At 73.6% G+C, this 19,540-nt stretch carries 21 protein-coding genes; 16 read left to right on the forward strand and 5 right to left on the reverse strand.

Features of this window, described 5'->3' with window-relative positions:
* Positions 1–8 precede the first annotated feature (8 nt).
* Entirely contained in the window at positions 9–1,001 is a 993-nt protein-coding gene (locus tag ABEA93_RS15610) for a Gfo/Idh/MocA family protein (protein ID WP_345676135.1), read from the reverse strand.
* Positions 1,002–1,320: 319 nt separating this feature from the next.
* Between ABEA93_RS15610 and ABEA93_RS15615 the strand changes: the two genes are divergently transcribed.
* The 3 genes from ABEA93_RS15615 (at position 1,321) to ABEA93_RS15625 (ending at position 4,283) form a co-directional block, all read left to right on the forward strand.
* Positions 1,321–2,064, forward strand: a complete 744-nt coding sequence (locus tag ABEA93_RS15615; RefSeq protein WP_345676136.1) for a dienelactone hydrolase family protein — start codon at positions 1,321–1,323, stop codon at positions 2,062–2,064.
* 853 nt (positions 2,065–2,917) lie between these two features.
* Positions 2,918–3,301 carry a hypothetical protein gene (locus ABEA93_RS15620; protein WP_345676137.1) on the forward strand — a complete coding sequence of 128 codons (384 nt, stop codon included), beginning with the start codon at positions 2,918–2,920 and terminating at the stop codon, positions 3,299–3,301.
* 217 nt (positions 3,302–3,518) lie between these two features.
* A complete protein-coding gene (locus tag ABEA93_RS15625; RefSeq protein WP_345676138.1) occupies positions 3,519–4,283 on the forward strand; it encodes a class I SAM-dependent DNA methyltransferase in 765 nt (254 codons plus the stop codon).
* A 10-nt stretch (positions 4,284–4,293) separates the two neighbouring features.
* Here the strand turns inward: ABEA93_RS15625 and ABEA93_RS15630 are convergent, their stop codons facing one another.
* Positions 4,294–4,530, reverse strand: coding sequence for a hypothetical protein (locus tag ABEA93_RS15630; RefSeq protein ID WP_345676139.1), 237 nt, complete (start codon positions 4,528–4,530; stop codon positions 4,294–4,296).
* A gap of 154 nt (positions 4,531–4,684) precedes the next feature.
* Between ABEA93_RS15630 and ABEA93_RS15635 the strand changes: the two genes are divergently transcribed.
* Together ABEA93_RS15635 and ABEA93_RS15640 are read left to right on the forward strand one after the other, a co-directional pair.
* The gene (locus ABEA93_RS15635; RefSeq protein WP_345676140.1) at positions 4,685–5,467 is read left to right on the forward strand and encodes a hypothetical protein; all 783 of its coding nucleotides are present in this window, start codon (positions 4,685–4,687) and stop codon (positions 5,465–5,467) included.
* 1,165 nt (positions 5,468–6,632) lie between these two features.
* Positions 6,633–7,397: a sigma-70 family RNA polymerase sigma factor gene (locus ABEA93_RS15640; protein ID WP_345676141.1), complete on the forward strand. Its 765-nt coding sequence runs from the start codon at positions 6,633–6,635 to the stop codon at positions 7,395–7,397.
* 95 nt (positions 7,398–7,492) lie between these two features.
* Here ABEA93_RS15640 and ABEA93_RS15645 read toward each other — a convergent pair whose 3' ends face one another.
* The 3 genes from ABEA93_RS15645 to ABEA93_RS15655 all read right to left on the reverse strand — a co-directional run bounded on the left by ABEA93_RS15645 (position 7,493) and on the right by ABEA93_RS15655 (position 9,707).
* A complete protein-coding gene (locus ABEA93_RS15645) occupies positions 7,493–7,816 on the reverse strand; it encodes a hypothetical protein (RefSeq protein WP_345676142.1) in 324 nt (107 codons plus the stop codon).
* 10 nt (positions 7,817–7,826) lie between these two features.
* Positions 7,827–8,414 (reverse strand): RNA polymerase sigma factor, encoded by a 588-nt coding sequence (locus ABEA93_RS15650; protein WP_345676320.1) that lies wholly within the window; start codon positions 8,412–8,414, stop codon positions 7,827–7,829.
* 192 nt (positions 8,415–8,606) lie between these two features.
* Positions 8,607–9,707: a hypothetical protein gene (locus ABEA93_RS15655; protein WP_345676143.1), complete on the reverse strand. Its 1,101-nt coding sequence runs from the start codon at positions 9,705–9,707 to the stop codon at positions 8,607–8,609.
* A gap of 248 nt (positions 9,708–9,955) precedes the next feature.
* On the opposite strand from ABEA93_RS15655, the gene ABEA93_RS15660 reads away from it, so the two are divergent.
* The 11 genes from ABEA93_RS15660 (at position 9,956) to ABEA93_RS15710 (ending at position 19,528) form a co-directional block, all read left to right on the forward strand.
* Positions 9,956–11,071 (forward strand): threonine aldolase family protein, encoded by a 1,116-nt coding sequence (locus ABEA93_RS15660; protein ID WP_345676144.1) that lies wholly within the window; start codon positions 9,956–9,958, stop codon positions 11,069–11,071.
* Positions 11,072–11,120: 49 nt separating this feature from the next.
* Positions 11,121–11,603 carry an RrF2 family transcriptional regulator gene (locus tag ABEA93_RS15665; protein WP_486394363.1) on the forward strand — a complete coding sequence of 161 codons (483 nt, stop codon included), beginning with the start codon at positions 11,121–11,123 and terminating at the stop codon, positions 11,601–11,603.
* Between the two features lie 108 nt (positions 11,604–11,711).
* Complete coding sequence (locus ABEA93_RS15670; protein ID WP_345676145.1) at positions 11,712–12,206, forward strand: carboxymuconolactone decarboxylase family protein; 495 nt, start codon at positions 11,712–11,714, stop codon at positions 12,204–12,206.
* Positions 12,207–12,247: 41 nt separating this feature from the next.
* Complete coding sequence (locus ABEA93_RS15675) at positions 12,248–13,351, forward strand: NAD(P)/FAD-dependent oxidoreductase (protein ID WP_345676146.1); 1,104 nt, start codon at positions 12,248–12,250, stop codon at positions 13,349–13,351.
* Between the two features lie 31 nt (positions 13,352–13,382).
* The gene (locus ABEA93_RS15680; RefSeq protein ID WP_345676147.1) at positions 13,383–14,255 is read left to right on the forward strand and encodes an NAD-dependent epimerase/dehydratase family protein; all 873 of its coding nucleotides are present in this window, start codon (positions 13,383–13,385) and stop codon (positions 14,253–14,255) included.
* An 82-nt stretch (positions 14,256–14,337) separates the two neighbouring features.
* A complete protein-coding gene (polX, locus tag ABEA93_RS15685; RefSeq protein ID WP_345676148.1) occupies positions 14,338–16,062 on the forward strand; it encodes a DNA polymerase/3'-5' exonuclease PolX in 1,725 nt (574 codons plus the stop codon).
* Between the two features lie 198 nt (positions 16,063–16,260).
* Positions 16,261–16,476, forward strand: coding sequence for a dodecin (locus tag ABEA93_RS15690; RefSeq protein ID WP_345676149.1), 216 nt, complete (start codon positions 16,261–16,263; stop codon positions 16,474–16,476).
* Positions 16,477–16,689: 213 nt separating this feature from the next.
* A complete protein-coding gene (locus ABEA93_RS15695; protein WP_425584962.1) occupies positions 16,690–17,487 on the forward strand; it encodes a TIGR03084 family metal-binding protein in 798 nt (265 codons plus the stop codon).
* 102 nt (positions 17,488–17,589) lie between these two features.
* Positions 17,590–18,348 (forward strand): MerR family transcriptional regulator, encoded by a 759-nt coding sequence (locus ABEA93_RS15700; protein WP_345676151.1) that lies wholly within the window; start codon positions 17,590–17,592, stop codon positions 18,346–18,348.
* A gap of 88 nt (positions 18,349–18,436) precedes the next feature.
* On the forward strand, positions 18,437–18,763 hold the full coding sequence (locus ABEA93_RS15705) for a hypothetical protein (RefSeq protein ID WP_345676152.1): 327 nt from the start codon (positions 18,437–18,439) through the stop codon (positions 18,761–18,763).
* An 84-nt stretch (positions 18,764–18,847) separates the two neighbouring features.
* A complete protein-coding gene (locus ABEA93_RS15710) occupies positions 18,848–19,528 on the forward strand; it encodes a hypothetical protein (protein ID WP_345676153.1) in 681 nt (226 codons plus the stop codon).
* The last annotated feature ends 12 nt before the right edge of the window (positions 19,529–19,540 follow it).

The following is a 19,540-nucleotide window of genomic DNA, read 5'->3' on the forward strand; positions in this document are numbered from 1 at the left end:
CCGCCGGGTCACCCGAGTGCGCTACGCGCGTCCTCCAGGAGCCGCAGGACGCCGAGCGTCGCGTCGAGGGGCATGATGCGGCTTTCCACGCGTCCGGCGCGCACGCAGTCGCGGACTTCGCGGGCCTGGGCGGCGTAGGCCTCGGCGGGGGAGTCGATCCGGAACTCCTCGGGGGCGGCACCGAAGTCCGCGCCGTAGGTGTGCACGGAGATCTGCGTCGCCGCGTGGAAGGCGGGCGCGATGTCGATGCGGCCCTTCGTGCCGACGACGGTCGCGGTCATGGGCAGCATGCTCACGAGGGACGTTTCGAGCATCGCGCGGGCGCCGCCGTCCCAGCCCAGGAGCAGCGAGGTCTCGGCGTCCACGCCGCTCGGCCCGAGCGCGCCGACCGCGGCCATCGAGTCCGGGGCGCCGAGGAGCAAGTACGCCAGCGCGACCGGGTAGATGCCGAGGTCGAGCAGCGCGCCGCCGCCGAGCGCGGGGTTCCACAGCCGGTGCTCCGGGTCGTACGGCATCGGGAACCCGAACGACGCGCTCACCGACCGGACATCGCCCAGCGCGCCGGACTCGACGGTGGCCTGCACCCGCTGGATCAGCGGGTTGAACCGCATCCACATGGCTTCCATGAGGAACACGTCCGCGGCCCGGGCCTGGGCGACGAGCGCCTCGGCTTCGGCGACGGTCACCCCGAGCGGCTTCTCGCAGAGCACGGGCTTCCCGGCGGCGAGGGCCGCCGCGACGATCTCGCGGTGCTGCGCGTGCGGGGTGGCGACGTAGACGGCTTCGACGGCGGGGTCGGCGATCATGTCGGCGTACGAGCCGTACGCGGTCCCGGCACCCACCTTGGCGGCGAACTCGGCGGCCCGGTCCTTGTTCCGCGACCCGACGGCGGCGATCCGCATGCCGGGCTCCGCGGCGATCACCCGTCCGACGGTCTCGGCTATCGAACCGGTGGCTGCGATCCCCCAGCCGAACGTGTCGGCGGCGTTGGTTGCGGTCATGCCCCACCCCTTGCGATTGTGTTTTCCACGACGGGGAAATTATGAACGGTGCGGCAAGGCGTCGGGTTTGCGGCCCGTCGTCGCCGTCGGCGCCGCACCGTGGTCTACGTTGTCGGTCATGAATACCGGGATGGCGTCGCGCCGCTCACGGACGGGCGACCCGGTGCTCTGTTGAGCGCCGGACGTGCCGGTGTAGGCCGATCGGCCGCAGCATTCGCACCGTTCGCCTTGCTTGTACGAGGATCGGGTCCGGTCGAGCGGGCTCCGCCTCAGTCGTGGTGACCACAGGCTGGACCCACCCACCACGACAGGAGCATGCATGCCCATCGAAGACCTCCAGATCCCCACCGCCGACGGCCAGGCCGACGCCTTCGCCGCTTTCCCCGACGACGGCGAGCGGCACCCCGCGGTGCTGATGTACCCGGACGGCTTCGGCATCCGGCCCGTGCTGCGGGACATGGCCCTCGAACTGGCCGGGCACGGCTACTACGTCCTGGTCCCCAACATGTTCTACCGGCACGGCCCCACCCCGCTGTTCGACCTTCCCGCGCACATCGGAGCCGAGGACCGCCCCGGGCTCATGGCGCAGATGATGCCGCTGATCCAGGCGCACACCCCCGAACGCACCCTCCGCGACGCGGACGCGTACCTCGCCTTCCTCGCCGACCGCCCCGAGGTCGCCGCGGGCCCGATCGCCGTCACCGGCTACTGCTTCGGCGGCCTCCTCGCCACCCGCACCGCCGCGGCACACCCCGACCGGGTGGCCGCCCTCGCCGCCTTCCATGCCCCGGTGGCCGCGGACGGCCCCGAGGCCTTCGACCGCATCACCGCCGCCATCCACTTCGGTCACGCGGCAAGCGACCTGAGCCCGGAGGCCCTGCGCGACCTCAACCGGGAGTTGGATGCGGCGAAGCTCGACTACACCTCCGAGGTCTACCACGAGACCATCCACGGGTTCACGATGGCCGACACCGACGCCTTCGACCCGGAGGGCCTCCGGCGCCACTGGGAACGGCTGCTGCCACTGCTGGAGCGCGCGCTGCCGGGCAGCCAGGCCGGGTAGGCCGGGGGCGGGCCGGGCAGCGGGGTGCGACTGCCGTACAGCGGCGCGCGTTTCGCCCTAGTCGGGGTGGCGGGGCGCTCGTAGGCTCGAGAGGTGACTGCTCGCGCTGACGTGGATCAAACTCCGGTGGGCCCGGGTCCGAGGCGCGCCGCGCCCTGCGGCGGCCACGGACCGCGGTGGGACACGTGAGCGAGACCCGGGGCGGCTTCCGGCAGGTCCTGCAGCGGCTCGGATCCGCCCTGCGCCGGGAACCCGCAGCGCCCCCCGCCCGCGACCCCCAAGCCATGTGGGGCACTCCGCCGCCCCCGCCCACCGCGGCACCGCCTGTGAGACTGCCGCTTGCCCCGTCCCCGGCCCGTGAGGGCCCCGCCGCGTGGGGGGCTCCGCCGCCGCCACCGAGCCCCGCACCACCCCTGCGTCCTCGGGAAGCACCGCGGTACGACCCGGACGACAGCGCAAACCACGTTCGGATGTGGAAGGTGGCCAATGGTGCCATCGTGGGATTCGCCCGGATCGGCGGGGCGCTCCCGGGATCCGGGCCCGAGGAACCGGCCAAGCCCCGTACGCCGCAGGCCCCCTCACGAGGGGCCCGCGAGCAGGCCGGCCGCGGGCATCCGCCCGCCGACCCGAACGACGGCAGGCGGGGCCCCCGAAGCCCCGACGGCGGCCGGCAGCCGAAGTTCGAGCCGTAGGAGTAGTCACACCGTCGTGACGTCGGGCTCGACGGGGGCTTCGGACGATGCCGGACGCGTGATTCCCCTGCCTGAGCCGGTGCGTGAACCTGAGTACGCCGTCGGCCCGGTTGAGTATCCGTAACCTGCCGGACACCGTCCCCGCTCGGGACCCTGAAGGCATGACGACAACGGGGGAGCACGCCTACCGCGGTACCGGGCAGGGTGTGCGGAGGAAGGGCAAAGGCCGCAAGGCGCTGGTGATTCCGACGCTGCTGGTGCTCTGGTTCGCGACGGGAGTGCTCATGATGCTGCTCCCGCTGGCCGCGATGGCGAGTGATCCGTGCAACTCGGCCGCCGAAGGGCTGATCTGCACGGCTCGTGGCCAGATGCTGTGCTCGCAGATTCCGTGGACCGGCGGGCCGGTCCTGGCCGTCGGCGGGACGGCCGCGGTGTTCACCCGCCTTCGGGCGCTGCGGTACGGCGCCGTTGCGGTGTGGTCCGTTGGGCTGGTCGTGATGGTGATGTGGGTGAACGCGATTGCGGGCACGTACCACCCGAACTGACGCAGCGTGGTCGGTCAGCCGCCGATGAAGTGTTCCGCTCTCGCGCGCGCGACGTGCGGCGTCCAGGAGTCGAGGGCGATGTCGTCCGGTGCGGAGGGTGAGAGCCCAGTTGGGCAGTCCTGCTTGGGCGATGTGGGTGTCGGCGAGCAGCGGGTACGGGGTGACCGGCTGCCGCCGAACTCGCGTGGCAGCCGCGGGAAACCGGTAGGTTGCCGAGATGGATCGTGTAAGCAACGCGCTTGAGCAGCCCCCGCCGGCCACGGTTGCGGTCAACGACTACGACACCTTCGCCGAGGCCTACGCGGCGGCGAGCGAGGACAGTCTCGTCAACGCCCACTACGAGCGCCCCGCCACCCTTGCCCTCGTGGGCGACGTCGCCGGGCGGCGCGTCCTCGACGCCGGCTGCGGCGCCGGTCCGCTCGCCGCCGCGCTCCGCGACCGCGGCGCGGTCGTCACCGGCATCGACGCCAGCGCCGGGATGCTCGCGCTGGCCAGACGGCGGCTCGGGGACGACGCGGACTTGCACGTGGTCGACCTGCGCGACCCGCTGCCGTTCCCGGACGCCGCGTTCGACGACGTGGTCGCCTCGCTCGTCCTGCACTACCTGGAGGACTGGGGGCCGACGCTGGCCGAGCTGCGGCGGGTGCTGAAGTCCGGCGGGCGGCTGATCGCCTCGGTCGATCACCCGTTCGTCGCCTATACGTTCGGCGACCCGCGGCCGGACTACTTCGCGACCACGCCCTACTCCTTCGAATGGCCGGGACCCGACGGGAATCCCGTCCCGATGACGTTCTGGCGCAAGTCGCTGCAGGGGATGATCGACGCGTTCGCCGCCGCGGGCTTCCGGCTCTCCACCGTCAGCGAACCGCAGCCCGACCCGGCCGTCCGCGAGCGATTCCCCGAGGACTTCGAACGCCTCGCGACGACACCCTGCTTCCTGTTCTTCGTCGTCGAAGCCCAGCCCGCCGCACCGCGGGACTGACCGGGGCGGATCACACCGGGAACGGCAGTCGGACCGCGGAGGACCCCGGGGCGGCATGGTTGTGCCCCGAGCCGTCCTTCTCGGCCGGGACGGACGTCGACGGCTGTCCCGGGCGGGGGAGCGGGTCGTCCGCGTCGTCCGACGACGGCCCGACCAGGCGCCCGATCACCAACGCCGTCGCGAACACCCACACCATCAGCGCGAGGAACGCCGCCGAACGCCGGTAGCCCTCCCACGAAGCCGCCATCGCCCTGCCGCCTTTCCGGAACGCGTCGCATGTCGCCAGGTAGTCGGATGCCGGGACCGAACAGTTCCCGCCTACTCCAACGCGGTTCACGGCGGTCGGGCACGGTGTCCCCGCTGGTCCGAACGGGCGACGCGGATGGCAGCATGGGCACACCATGCCTGCCCGGTCACCGTTCCGCACCGCACGCGCCGCCCTGTTCGCGGCCGTGTGCGTCACGCTGGCGTTGACCGGACACGTCATGGCGTCCGGAACACCGGTGGCCTGGTGGGCGCCGGCCGGGGCCGGACTGGTCCTCGCCGTCGTCGCCTGGGCGGCCGCCGGGCGGGAACGCGGCATCGCCGCCATCGGCACCGGGCTGCTGCTCGCCCAAGCCGCGCTGCACACCCTGTTCATGTGGGCCCAACGCGCCCCCGCCGGCGTGTCCCTGACCTCCGATCAGATCGAAGCGCAGTGGCTCCGCATGCTGCTGTGCGACGACGGTACGGCCCCCGCGCACGGCACCCACCGCGGTTCGGCCGCGGAAATCCTCGCCGCGATGGGCCTCGACCCGGCACTCGCCGCCAACCCGCCCGCATTCGGCCCGGGCCACGGAGCGTCCGGCCCCGGCCACGCGGCAGGGCTGCAACCGGCCGCCCACGCCGCGATGAACCACGGCAGCGGCAACACCATGCTGCTCCTGCACGCGGCGGCCGCGCTGCTCACGGCGGTGTGGCTGTGGCGCGGCGAACGCGCGCTGCACCGCGCCGCCTCCCTGATCACGCTGCCGCTCCGCGGCGCCGTCGCCCTGTTCCTGGCGTGGAGCCGACCCACGGTCGCTCCGTGGCCGAGCCCACGCCGCGCACCGCGAGCCGCGGAAGAACCGGTCGCGGCGCCGTGGTTCCGCACACCGGTGCGGCGCCGCGGGCCGCCGTGGGGCTTGGCCGTTTTGGGGACGTAAGCGACGCCCCGGAGTTGACGAAGTCGGACCGGCCGACGGACGCGTACGCACCGACGAACCTGTACGCACGGACGGGGTCGGACCCGCCGACGGACGCGTCTGCACCGACAGGGTCAAACGCGCCGACGGACGTGGCACACCGGGCCCGAGCCGGGTACGCGACGGCATCACCGCCGTCGCGGACACGACCTGGCCACGCTCTGGTGGCAATCGGGCGGCTGGTGCGTGGCGCACGATCGGCGTCCGCAGCTCGGGAGCCCTGACCGCGAACCGGTTCGGACCGGGTCCAAGACGACCGAAGGCCGGCTCGGGCCGGGTCGGGGATGACCGAAGACCGCCCGCAGCCGGGCGTTGGTCGCTGTGCGAACTCCCGGACGCGCTCGAAACCCGCTGCGACGGCAGGACCGAATCCCGCCCGCGCGCGGCCGGGCTGCGCGACGCCGGGTGGCCCCGCCGGACCACGCGGTCCGGCGGGACGCCGAGCCTGTCGGAGACGGAGCCCGAAACCGGCTCGGTGTCCGGGACGTAGGCGGGGACCGGGTCCGTGTCCGCGACGCGGTCCGAACGGGGCGGCGTTCGCGAAGGAACGCGCGACCGTGACTGCCGAGCATCCGCGCGGCGGTCCGGCGCGACGCGAACGTCGCGTTCGGGTCAGGCTCGTTCGGCGGTGCGTCACGGCGCCGGACAGCGTGTCGGGCGGTAGGTGCGGTAGGTGCGGTAGGTGCGGCCTCGTGCTGAGCCCGGTTCGTGTCGGCGGCTGTTCCTCGTCGGTTCGAGCCCGGGTCCGAGCCCGAGCCGGGTCCGGGCCGGGTCCGGGCCCGAGCCCGGCTCCGGCCCGGGCGCGACCGGACCACGCCCGCCCGCCGACGCGGTACCGGCCTTTGGCGCCCGCCAAGTGCCCGTGCGGGCTCCCTCGCATGTCGGGTTCCGCAGTCGGGGCGCCACACGGCCCCGGCGTCGGGCACCGGCGTCCGGAAGCGCCGCACGCCTGCGTCGGTTTCGGATCCCGGCCCCGTCCTGCCCGCGTCGCCCCCGAGTCCCACCGCGGCCATGCCGCCCGGTGACCCGGACCCGCCCGCCCCGACGGCCCCCACGCCCCCACCCACCCGCGCGACGCCCCGCCCTCCCGGCGGCCGCCACCGCGCACGTTTCCAGGACGTGGAGCATGACCGCCACCCACCACCACCCTTCCCGGCCGACCCAGGCCGGAGCCCGCCCCGCCGACCGACCCGCCGACCGCCCAACCACCCGGCCTGACGACCCCGACGTCACCGCCCTCGCCCTCGCCGCGGGTGCCGGATGCCCGCGGTCCGCCGAGTCGTTCGTCCGTGCGACCCGCGCCGACGTGTGGCGCTTCCTCGCCTACCTGAGCGACCCGCAGGCGGCCGACGACCTGACCCAGGAGACCTATCTGCGCGTATGGACGGCGCTGCCGCGCTTCACCGGCGCGTCGTCGGCCCGTACCTGGCTGCTGTCCATCGCGCGCCGGGTCGCCGTCGACCGGCTGCGGGCGGCCGCGGCCCGGCCGCGTACCGTCGACGCGGGGGAGTGGCCGCGCCTCGTCGAACTCGCCCAGGACACCGGCCTACCCGGCTTCGACGAGGGCATCGTGCTGGCCGACCTGTGCCGGCGGCTCGATCCGGACCGCCGCGCCGCGTTCGTGCTGACCCAGGTCCTCGGGCTCGGCTACGCGGAAGCCGCCGCCGCGCTGGCCTGCCCGGTCGGCACCGTCCGCTCGCGGGTGTCCCGGGCCCGCGCCGACCTCCTCGGCGCCCTGCGCGGCGGCGACCACACGGCGACAACGGCCAAGCCCACCCGCGTCACGCCCACCCGCGTCACGCCCACCCGCGTCACCCAGACCCCTGGCGCCCCTGCCGCCCGGCAACCGACCCCGATCACCCGACCGCCCGCGATCCCGCACGCGGCCTGAAACACCGTGCGGCGGCGAGCGCACTCGCGCCCGCCGCCGCACCCTCACGCTCGCGAGCCCCCCGAGGCGGCCCGTCAGAGTCCGTCAGAGGCCCGTCACCCCGCCCGCGACAGCGAACACCGCCCGTTCTCGCACGACTTCCGCAACCTCCCCCGCGACACCGTCTGTGCCAGCCCGATCGCCCAGCACATCGGACATCCGCGCAGCGCCACGAGCCCCACCGGCAGAAGCAGCAGGCTCACCGGTCCGAGCACCGGCAGCAGCGCGAACGCCCCCGCCAGCGCCCCGAACCCGAGCCCGCCGCGCAGCAGATGCCGCGGTACGGACGCGCTCGCGAAGTCCGGCGGCCCGCCGGATCCGGGCGGGTCGCTCGCCTCGGCCCCGGCCTCGCGCGCCGTGTCCGTCTTCGTTCCCGCCATCACCGTCTCCTCACGCCCCCGCATCGGCCGGCCTGTCGAGTGCCTGCCGGACCGTCGCGCGGGCCCGGTGCAGGCGGGACTTCATCGCCGGCGTGCTGAGGCCCAGCGCCGCGGCGACCGTCCGGCCGCTGTAGCCCTGGATGTCGCGCATGACCAGCACCCGGCGCTGGTCCGGCGGCAGCGCGGCGACGGCCTCCGCGACCAGGCCGGCCTCCAAGCGCCGCAGCGCCTCTTCCTCGGCCGATTCCACCGCCGCGCCGCCGTCGGCATCCACCGTCGGGTCCGCCACCAGCGGACGTTCCCGCAGCATGGTCTTCGCCCGCCGCAGGCACTCGTTGCGGACGATGCGGAACATCCACGACGCCAGCGCGCCCGACGCCCGCAGCATGCCGATCTTGCGGTACAGGATGATCAGCGCCTCCTGCGCCGCGTCCTCGGCGTCCTCCGGTGTCGCGCACAGCGACCGGGCGAAGCGCCGCACGTTCGGGTGCGCGCCGGACACCAGAGCCGCGAGGGCGTCGACATCGCCGCCCTGCGCCGCCGCGACCAGCCGGTCCCCGGGCCAGGCCGCCGACGGCGAAGCCGCCGTCTCCGTCACGTCACCCACGCGATCCCCGCCTCCGCCGCACCACCACCATGCACGTGCACAGCAGCACCAAACCCACGCCCACACCGATCGCGATGACCACCGCAGCCTCCGTTTCCCGACCGACGTCCGTCGGTTCACGGATAAGAGGGGGTGGGACCCGAAAAGGATTCACAGGCTTCGGACCGGCGCCGACGCCGACGGCTACTTCTCGTTGCCCACCCCCACCGGCTTCCGGTCCACCGGCGTCCGCGGGGCGACCGGGGCCGCGCTCGTCCGGCGCGGGCCCGACCAGAGCGCGGGCACGGCGTCGATGTCGCGGGCCAGCCGGTAGGCGAGGCTCTCGTAGTTGACGCGCCAGCCGCGGAACTGCGGCCAGGCCTCCTGCGGACCGCGTTCCATCGGGAAGCCCTGGAGCCTCATGTGGTCGATGCCGGCGACGAATTCCTCGTACGTCAGTTCCAGCGGCGCTATCGGCGACGGGTCCGCGTCGTACGGGATCCCGCGGCTGTCCGCGATCTCCCGCAGGCACACGAACCCGGCGCGCAGTCCCAACCGAGCCTCCGCCTGCGGCCGGGACGGGTTCAACGCGAGCTGCAGCGCGGCCGCGTCGAGGACGGCCAGCAGCGCCACCAGCCAGTTCCGCGACGCGCGCGGCGAGCGGAAGCGGACCAGCACCGGATAGGTCGTGTGGCTTTCGCTCACCTCGGCTGCCCACCGCTCCCAGTTGCGGAACAACTCGGGCAGGCTGTCGAGGAGTTCGACCTGGGCGTAGCGGGCCAGGATTTCCGGTCCCCACGGCGGGTCGCCCGCGCGCGACTGGAGCAGGGTGACCTCCGTTTCGCGGCGGGCGTACGCGCCGTACAGCGTCGGCAGGTAGCCGACCAGCAGCCCGACGGTGATCGGCCCGGTGGCGGCCGCGGCGAAGTCCACCACGGTCAGCGGGCCGCGGTCGCCGCTGGCGAAGCCGAGGGTGAAGAGCGAGGACCCGGCCTCGCTGAGCGCCGCGGGCATGCGCAGGTTGCTGACCGCGATTTCGAGGAGCGCGTACCCGAACAGGAAGGCCGTCAGCCACGAGACGAGCGTAAGCAGGATCGCCAGCGGGGCGATGGGGCCGAGGACGCGGTCTTTCGCCTCGGGGGAGGCGCAGCGGTCGGCGGCCAGCTGGAAGGGCCAGTACGTCACGTATTCGACCACCCGGGTGAACCGCGACGGCGTCGGGCGCGGAATGACCAGGGTCCGCACCACCGACGAGAAGATGCCCAGCACGATCACGGCGCCGACGACGCCTGTCAGCTCGCGCACGTTGTTCCTTCGCGTTCGCCCGTCCGATGTGAGGCTGAGACCGTACGCGCGCCCGCGACCGGGCCGCCCGAGCGTTCCGCCGATCGGTCGAACCGCGTCGAGTCCCCGTGCCGCCGCACGCCGCGGTTCTCGTGCCGAACCTAGCGCGGGCCGCGCCCCCGGCATTCCCATGGCCCGCGGAGATCCGGCGTGGCGGGGCTCGCGCCGCGCGCTCCGCGGCCGGTCCGCCGACCGAGCATGATGGCGTGATGACGCTCGCCATGGACGCCCGTACCGCCCGCTTCCACGCCATGCGCGGCTGCCCGCGCATCCTCTCCGGAATCCGCCCGGTCGCCCCCGCCGAGCGGCTCGCGCGCATCGCCGCGGCGCTCGGCGAGAGCGGCGGGACACCGGACTTCTACGGCGACGGGGGACCGGTCGACGCCCTCCAGGACCGGGTCGCCGGACTCCTCGGCACCGAGTCCGCGCTGCTGTTCCCGACCGGGACGATGGCGCAGCAGGTCGCGCTGCGCTGCTGGGCCGAGCGCACCGGCTCCCCGGCGGTCGCCATGCACCACTTGGCGCACCCGATCCTCCACGAAAGCGGTGCGGTGACCAGCGTGACGGGCTTGCGTCCCGTCGTCCTGCACCGCGGCTACGCCCAGCCGACCGCCGCCGACATCCGCGGCCTCGCCGAGCCGGTCGGCACGGTCTTCGTGGAACTCCCGCTGCGCGAGGGCGGCTTCACGCTGCCGTCGTGGCAGGAGCTGACGGAACTCGTCGACGCCGCCCGGGAACGCGACGCCGTCCTCCACCTCGACGGCGCCCGACTGTGGGAGTCGGCGCCGTTCTACGACCGCCGACTCGCGGAGATCGCAGACCTGTTCGACTCGGTGTACGTCTCGCTCTACAAGTCCCTCGGTGCCGCCTCCGGCGCGTGCCTGGCCGGTCCTGCGGAGTTCGTCGATCAGGCCGCGGTCTGGCGCCACCGCTACGGCGGCCTCCCCTTCCAGATGTGGCCGGTCGCCGCCGAGGGCCTCGCGGCACTCGACGACACCCTCCCGCTGCTCCCGGCCCGCGTCGCCCACGCCAAGACGGTGGCCGCCGCGCTCGCCTCCGTCCCCGGCGCCCACGTCCACCCGGAGCAGCCGCACACCCACCAGTTCCAGATCCGGCTGCCGTACCCCGCCGAACTCCTTGAGCGCCTCACGCTGGAGTTCGCCGCGGAGCGGGGGGAGTGGCTGATCGCCGGTTGGCACGAGCCGACCGCCCCGGGGCTCTCGCTCGCCGAAGTAACGGTGGCGGAACCGGCGTTGCAGTGGACGGAGGGGGAGGTCGCGGACGCGTTCGGGGAGTTCGTCCGGCGGGCGGCGGCCGAGGGGTGACCGGAAAACGGGTGGCGGCCGCGCTATCCCGGACATGTACTATCCAGATATGCAGATGGGCGAAGGCGTCGAATGGGCGCTGCACAGCTGCCTCAACCTGGCATGGGCCGAGGCGGACGGTGCGGTGTCGGCCGCGAAGCTTGCGGCGATCTTCGACCTGCCGCCCGCGTACCTCAACAAGCAGCTCCAAGCCCTCGTCCGGGCCGGGATCCTCACCTCGTCCTCCGGGCCGCGGGGCGGGTTCCGGCTCGCACGCGACCTGGCGGACATCACCGTGATGGACGTGGTCGCCGCGATCGAGGGGCCGCAGGAGGCGTTCCGCTGCCAGGAGATCCTGCGGAACGGCCCCACCGGGCGCGACGGCGTCGACTACCGCGAGCACTGCGCGATCTCGAAGACCATGCGCCGCGCGGAACTCGCCTGGCGCCGCGAACTCGCCGCGCGCACGCTCGCCGAGCTGCGCGACGAGGTCGAGGCGGCGTCGCCGGGGAGCCCGGGAGCGTACCGGCGGCGCTTCGCCGAGCTGAAGTAGACGGCCTGCGGCGCGGGGACAGGCAACTCGCCGCTCGACGGCGGCGCTTCGACGGCCACATATTCCGGATATCAACTATCGAGGATAGGAAATATGATGCAGGCTCGCATGCCCCACGTCTTCAAGCTCGCCTCCGGCGCCTACCGCGGCCTCGAAGCGCTCGAAACCGCCGTCGCCGCGGTGCTTCCCGCGGCCACCCTCGAACTGGTCCGCGTCCGTGCCAGTCAGATCAACGGCTGCGCCGTCTGCCTCGACATGCACGCCGAGCGGCTGCACGGCGCGGGGGAGAGCCCCGAGCGGATCTGGGCGGTCGCCGGCTGGCGCGACGCGCCCTGGTACGACCCGGCGGAACGCGCCGCCCTGCGTCTCACCGAAGCCATGACCAGGCTGGCCGACACCTCCGACGGGATCCCCGACGACGTCTGGGCGGAAGCCTCGGCGCACTACGACGAGAACGCCCTCGCCCACCTCGTCATGGCCATCGCCTCGGTCAACGCCTGGAACCGGATCAACGCCGCCACCCGCCAGGTCGCCGGCTCGTTCCGCGGCGCGGCCGTCCCGGCCACCCCCTGTTTCCCGGAAACGGCAACAAACGTTGTCTGAGGCGCAAGGCGCACCGCACTCTGGCGTCGGAGGTGATCGCCATGAGCGACCGGATCACGAACGTTCCCGATGCCGACATCGAAACCGCCGCAACCGCGGAAACCACCGAAACCGCGGCAACCGCCGCAACCACCGAACCCCCCGCCCACACCCCCCACCCCGCCTACGACGCCCTGATCATCGGCGCCGGCGCCGCCGGTCTGAGCACCGCGCTCGTCCTCGGCCGCGCCCGCCGCCGGGTCCTCGTCGTCGACGGCGGCGAACCCCGCAACGCCCCCGCCGCGCAGATGCACGGCTTCCTGTCCCGCGACGGCATGCCGCCCGCCGGCTTCCTCGCCGTCGGCCGCGCCGAAATCGCCCGCTACGGGGTCGAAATCCTCACCGGCCACGTCGACGACATCGTCCCGCGCGGCCGACTCGACCCCCACGACACCGGCACCGACCCCGAGTTCGCCGTCTACCTGGCCGGCGGACCCGTCCTCACCACCCGCCACGTCGTCGTCGCCACCGGGCTGCGCGACGACCTCCCCGACCTCCCCGGACTGCGCGACCGGTGGGGTATCGACGTCCTGCACTGCCCCTACTGCCACGGCTACGAAGTCCGCGACCGGCCCCTCGGCGTCCTCGCCACCCAGCCGCACTCCGTCGAGCACGCCCTGCTCGTCCGCCAGTGGTCGCCCGACACCGTCTACTTCGCCCACGGCACCGACCCGTCCCCCGCGGACCGCGAACGCCTCGCCGCCCGCGGCATCCGCATCGAGGACGGCGAGGTCAAGCGCATCGTCGCGGACGGCGGACGGCTCCGCGGCGTCGAACTCGCCGACGGACGCGTCGTCCCGCGCACCGCGGTGTTCGCCGGCCCGGCCTTCGAACCGCACGACGGGCTCCTCGACGCCGTCGACTGCGTCCGCAACCCGGACGGCTGGGTCGCCGTCGACCCGTCCGGCCGCACCAGCGTCCCCGGCGTCTGGGCGGCGGGCAACGCCGTCGACCCGCGCGCCCAGGTGATCACCGCCGCCGCGCACGGCTCGGCGATCGCCGCCGCCCTCAACCACGACCTCGTCACGGCCGATGTCACCCGAGCGGTGGCCGAAGCCCGCACCGCATCCCTGCCCCCGTTCGGCCCCAGGCCCGTGCTGACCTGACCGAGCACGACCACCCCGAAGGACCACCGTTATGCGCGTCTTCCTGGCCGGTGCCACCGGCGCCGTCGGCCGCCTGGCCGTCCCCCTGCTCCACGCCGCCGGCCACCACGTCACCGGCACGTCGCGTACCGCGCACGGCGCCGCCGCGATCCGGGCCCAGGGCGCCGACGCAGCGGAGGTCGACGTCTACGACGCGGCCGCGCTGCGCCGTGCCGTCGCCGACGCCCGCCCCGACGCCGTCCTGCACCAGCTGACCGACCTGTCCGCCGCCGACGGCGCCGCCAACTCCCGGCTGCGCCGGGAAGGCACCCGCAACCTCGTGGACGCCGCCGCGGCCGCCGGCGTCGACCGGATCGTCGTCCAGTCCATCGCCTGGGCCTACCCGCCCGGCGACACCCCCGCCACCGAATCCGTCCCCCTCGACGGCACCGCCGACGAACCCCGGGCCCGCACCGTCGCCGCGGTGCGCGCCCTCGAGGACACCGCCGCCGAACTCCCCACCGCCGTGGTCCTGCGGTACGGCCTGCTCTACGGCCCCGGCACCTGGTACGCGCCCGGCGGCCCCGTCGCCGACGCGCTCGCCGGACGCCCCGCCGCCGCGTTCCTCGGCGCCCTCGACGCCGACGACGCGGTCTCCTCGTTCGTGCACATCGCCGACGCCGCCCGCGCCGCCGTCGCCGCCCTCGACTGGCCCGGCGGCCCGGTCAACATCACCGACGACGAACCGGCACCCGGCCGCGACTGGCTCCCGGCCCTCGCCGCCGCCCTCGGCGTCCCCGCCCCGCCCGCGACCCGCGGCGGACCCGCGTGGGCGCGCGGCGCCGACAACACCCTCGCCCGCTCGCGCCGATGGCAGCCGGAGTTCCCGAGCTGGCGCACCGGCTTCGCCGCACAAGACGCCTGACCGCGGCGAAGGACGCACGACCGCCGCGCGGCACCTCGCTTTCCGGGGTGCCCGCCCGGCGGCCGCGACGCACCCTGGACGTATGCCACGAGCAAACGACGACGCTGCCGCCCTGCTCCAGGAATACGCCGACCTGCTTGCCATCACCGGCGGCGACGCGTTCAAAGCCCGCGCCTACGAGAAAGCCGCGCGCGCCGTCGGCGGCTACCACGCCGACATCGCCACCCTCGACGCCAAAGGCCTGCGCGAGATCCCCAACGTCGGCAAGTCCATCGCCGACAAAGTCGAGGAGTACCTGACGACCGGCCGCGTCGCCCTCATCGACGAAGCCCGCGCCGCCATCCCGCCCGGCGTCCGCGAACTCACCGCCATCCCCAACCTGGGCCCGCGCAAAGCGATGCTGCTGTACGACGAACTCGGCATCGCCTCCGTCGACGACCTCGCCGCCGCCATCCGCGCCGAACGCCTCCGCGGCCTCAAAGGCTTCGGCCCGAAGACCGAGCAGAACATCCTGCACAGCATCGACGTCCTGAAGAGGTCCAGCGGCCGCAGGCTCATCAACAAGGCCATGGACGTCGCCGAGCAGATCGTCGCCGACCTCTCCGCGATCGACGGCTGCGAACGCTGCACCTACGCCGGATCGCTGCGCCGCATGCGCGAAACCATCGGCGACGTCGACATCCTCGTCGCCGCCGAATCCTCCGCCCCCTTCATGGCCACCCTCGTCGACCTCCCGCACACCGCCGAAGTCATCGGGCACGGCGACAAGAAGACCTCCATCCGCACCGACCAAGGCCTGCAGGTCGACCTGCGCGTCCTGCCGCCGGAATCGTGGGGCGCCGGACTCCAGTACTTCACCGGATCGAAGGCCCACAACATCCGGACCCGCGAACTCGCCGTCCGCGCGAAACTCAAGCTTTCGGAGTACGGCCTGTTCGAAGCCGAAAGCGGCAAAACACTCGCCTCCCGCACCGAAGAAGACGTCTACGCCCGCCTCGGCCTCCCCTGGATCCCGCCGCCGCTCCGCGAGGACCGCGGCGAAATCGAAGCCGCGCAACGCGGCGAACTCCCCGACCTGGTCACCGAAGCCGACATCCGCGGCGACCTGCACACGCACACGAACCTCACCGACGGCCTGTCCTCCCTCGAAGACATGCTCGCCGCCGCCCACGCCCGCGGCTACGCCTACTACGCCGTCACCGACCACGCGCCCGACCTCGTCATGCAGCGCATGACCACCGAGAAGATGCTCGCGCAACGCGAACGCATCGCCGAACTCCAAGGCCAGTACGGCAAGATGCGCATCCTGCACGGCACCGAACTCAACATCGCCCCGGACGGCGGCCTCGACTGGCCCGACGACATCCTGGCCGGCTTCGACATCTGCGTCGCGTCGATCCACTCGCACTTCAACCAGAACCGCGCCGACATCACCAAGCGGCTCATCCGCGCCTGCGAGAACCCGCACGTCGCGATCATCGGCCACCCCACCACCCGCCGGATCGGCAAACGCCCCGGCATCGACGCCGACTGGGACGCCGTCTTCGACGCCTGCGCCCGGACCGGCACCGCACTGGAGATCAACTCCCACCCGGAGCGCCTCGACCTGCGCGACGAAGACATCCTGCGCGCCAAGCGCCACGGCGTGAAGTTCGCCGTCGACTCGGACTCGCACTCGACCACGCACCTGCCGTACATCCGCTACGGCGTCGGCAGCGCGCAGCGCGGCTGGCTGGAGAAGGACGACGTGATCAACACGTGGCCGCTGACCAAGCTGCGCCGGTTCGTCCGGAAGGGCGGTTCGTGACGGAATTGCGGGCGGTGGCGGGCGTGGTGCTTTTGCGGGGGCCGGGGGTGCGGCGTGTACTGGACAGATCCGCCGTGCGTGCGGATCCGGGCGTCGTTCCGGCGTCTTCGGCCGCCTGCCGGCCTGCCCTTCGGGTCCGTCCTCGTCGGGTGTGTCCTTGCTGGGTCCGTCCTCGTGCCGCAAGTCCGGGAGAGCACCATGACCAACCACGTCTACCGGGTGACCGAGATCGTCGGCTCGTCCCACGAAGGCCTCGACGCGGCGATCCGCAACGCCATCAGCCGCGCGTCGCAGACCGTCCGGCACCTCGACTGGTTCGAGGTGACGCAGATCCGCGGGCAGATCTCGGACGGCGAGGTCGAGCACTACCAGGTGGGCCTGAAGGTGGGCTTCCGGCTCGAGGACGCGGGCTGAGGCCCTGGCCGTTTCGCCGGGCCGTGCCGCCGGTTGTCGTCTCGGTTGTCGTTTCCGGTTGTCGTCTCCGGTTGTCGTCTCCGGTTGTTGTCTCCGGGATCGCGGCGGCGGAGGATGAGCGGGATCCGGCGGCGGCGTCGGCGAACCTGTGACCTGGTGAGCCCGTGAGCCGTCCGGAGGACCCGTAGGCGATCCGGACCGAGGTGGATGCTGGTGCTGCTCGACCGACTGCTCGCCGACCTGGCCGCGGAAGGCGCCGACCTCGACGCCCGCGTCGCCGACCTCCCCGCCGCGGACTGGGCGTTGCCCACCCCGGCGGCCGGCTGGACGATCGCCCACCAGATCGCCCACCTCGCGTGGACCGACGCGTGGGCGGTCCGGGCCGTGACCGCACCCGCGGACTTCACCGCCATGGCCGAGGAAGCCCGGCGGCGCGACGGTGCGCGTTTCATCGACGACGGCGCCGACGAGGGCGCACGTCAGGGCGCCGCCACCCTGCTGGCCGCATGGCGAGCCGGGCGCGCGGAACTCGCCGGCGCCCTCGCCGCCGTCGCCCCGGACACCCCGGTCCCGTGGTTCGGCCCGCCCATGAAACCGGCATCGCTCGCCACCGCGCGGATCATGGAGACCTGGGCACACGGCCAGGACGTCGCCGACGCGCTCGGCCAACGCCGCCGGCCCACCGCCCGCCTCCACCACATCGCCCACATCGGCATCCGCACCCGCGGCTTCTCCTTCGCCGCCCACGGCCTCCCCGACCCGGGAGTCCCGGTCCGCGTCGAACTGACCGCCCCGGACGGCACTCCGTGGACCTGGGACGACGAGTCCGCGGCCGACCGCGTGACCGGCCCCGCCGAGGACTTCTGCCTGCTGGTCACCCAACGCCGCCACCCGTCCGACCTGGCGATCAAGGCGACGGGGCCGGTGGCCGAGCAATGGCTGACGGTCGCCCAGGCCTTCGCCGGACCGCCGGGGGCGGGACGGGAGCCGACGGAGGTACGGGAGCGGTGAGGCGCACCGGCTCGCGGGGTTGAAGTTGCCGCTGCGGCAGCTCCTAACGTCGTGACCAGGGCCGGAACGACCGGCCCGGCGACCCAGCGGGCAGGAGCGGTGATGGACTGGCCGATCGCGGAGGTGGCCCGCATGGCGGGCGTCACCGCCCGGACCTTGCGCCACTACGACGCGACCGGCCTCCTCCCACCGGCCCGGATCGGCGCCAACGGGCACCGCTACTACGCGGAGAAGCAGCTGCTGCGATTGCAGCAGATCCTCGTGCTGCGGGCCTTGGGCGTCGGCCTACCGGAGATCGGCCGCATCCTGAGCGAGCAGGTCGACGAGGTGGACGCCCTGCGGACCCACCACCGTCGGCTGCTCGCGGAACGCGATCGGCTCGACGCCCTGGCCGGGACCGTCTCCCGCACGATCGCCGAACTGGAGCAGTCCAGGAAGGACGGCCACCCCGTGACCATCAACCGACCGGAGAACCTCTTCGAAGGCGTGCGGCCCTCGGACTACGAGGCCAACATGCGCGACTTCCCCGACCTCGCCGCGGAGGTCGGACGCCGAGCCGCCACCATGACCCAGGCCGATGCCGACGAGGGCCACCGCGTACGCACCGCGCAGATGATCCGCCTCGCCGAACTCATGGTCGCGGGCCACCCGGCCGACGCCGCCCCCGTCCAGGCCGAAATGGACGCCCAGTACCGCATGCTGGCCGAGATGCGCGCCGTCTCCGCCGAGGAATACCGCGCCATCGGCCGCGCCTGCGTGGACAACGAAGCCTGGCGCGCCGCCTACGAGTCGATCGCCCCGGGCCTGGCCGCCTACCAACGCGACGCCATCCAGACCTACGCCACCACCCACCTGACCTGACCCACCCCGCCCGGCGCCGCCCCGGTCATCCGCGACGGCGCCGGCCCGCACCCGCGCGTCCGCGGCAGGCTGCCGCGAGACTCCGCCCATGCAACGCTTCCCCGCGAACCCCGACGCCCTCGACGGCCCGGTCGCCCTCGTCGACGAACACGGGGTCGCGTGGACGCTGCACCGCAAGCGCCTCGACCTGCGCGTCGTCCGACGCCTCGTCAAGGACCGGGCGACACCGGTCGTGTGGGGCGACATGGGCGGCACCAGCCCCCGGTCGCTGCCCGAGTCCGAACGCCCGGCGCTGTGGCCGCGGCTCAAGGACGGGTACCGCGGCCCGGACGGAAACTCGTCGGGCCGCTATCTGGCGCACGAGTTCCGTGCCGGTCCCGATCGCCGCATGCTCCACGTCGAAGACCACTGCTGACCGCCCGCCGCGGGCGCGGCGCGGATTCCGCGTCGATGGGACTTGACCCGGCGGGAAGATCATCGGGCGGCGCAAGATCGTTTCATGAGCGACGCACCTGAAGACGCACCCCAGGAAGTTCCCGAGCCCGATGGCGCCCAGGCGGACGTGGAGGAGCCGCGGCGCCCTGCCGTCCAGCCGGACCGGGCCGTGGCCGAGCGCGGGCAGCAGGGGGCCGGGTTGCGCGGCGGGGTCGGCTTCCGTTCGAACGAGCAGATTGCCGCGGGAGTGCCCGACGACCCCGGGGCGTTCAACCCCCTGACCGACCAGGACGGAGAACTGACGGCCGGGTTCGTGCCTCCCGTGCCGTTCGCCGGACGGCGCGACATCGACGGCCTGTTCCACCCGTTGGGGTTCCAGGCCGACGACGGGCCGGTGAGCCAGTTCCGTCCGTTGGCCGTCACGCGGACGGCTCCGGAACGCGAACCGCTGTCGTTCCGGCCCGATCGCGGGTTCGCCGCCGGGTTCCATGCCGACAAGGGCGCCCCCGGGAAGTCCGCGCCGACGGAGCGGCCCGCGTCGCCCGGAGCACGGCCGACGACATCGGAACCCGGCAAGTCCCGCGGTTCCGGTACCGAGATCCCGCCCACGATCGGCTTCGCCGGGCCGCCGGTCGAGAACGGCGCGGCGCGTGAGAACCGGGCCTCGGCCGTGCCCGTTGCCCGGGCGACCGGCACCGGGGAGCAGCGCGTGGGGCGGAAGGCCGGGTTGGAGCCGAAGCTCTGAAGGGCGTATCCG

It is taken from the genome of Yinghuangia aomiensis, from assembly GCF_039542225.1.
Classification (GTDB): Bacteria; Actinomycetota; Actinomycetes; order Streptomycetales; family Streptomycetaceae; genus Yinghuangia; species Yinghuangia aomiensis.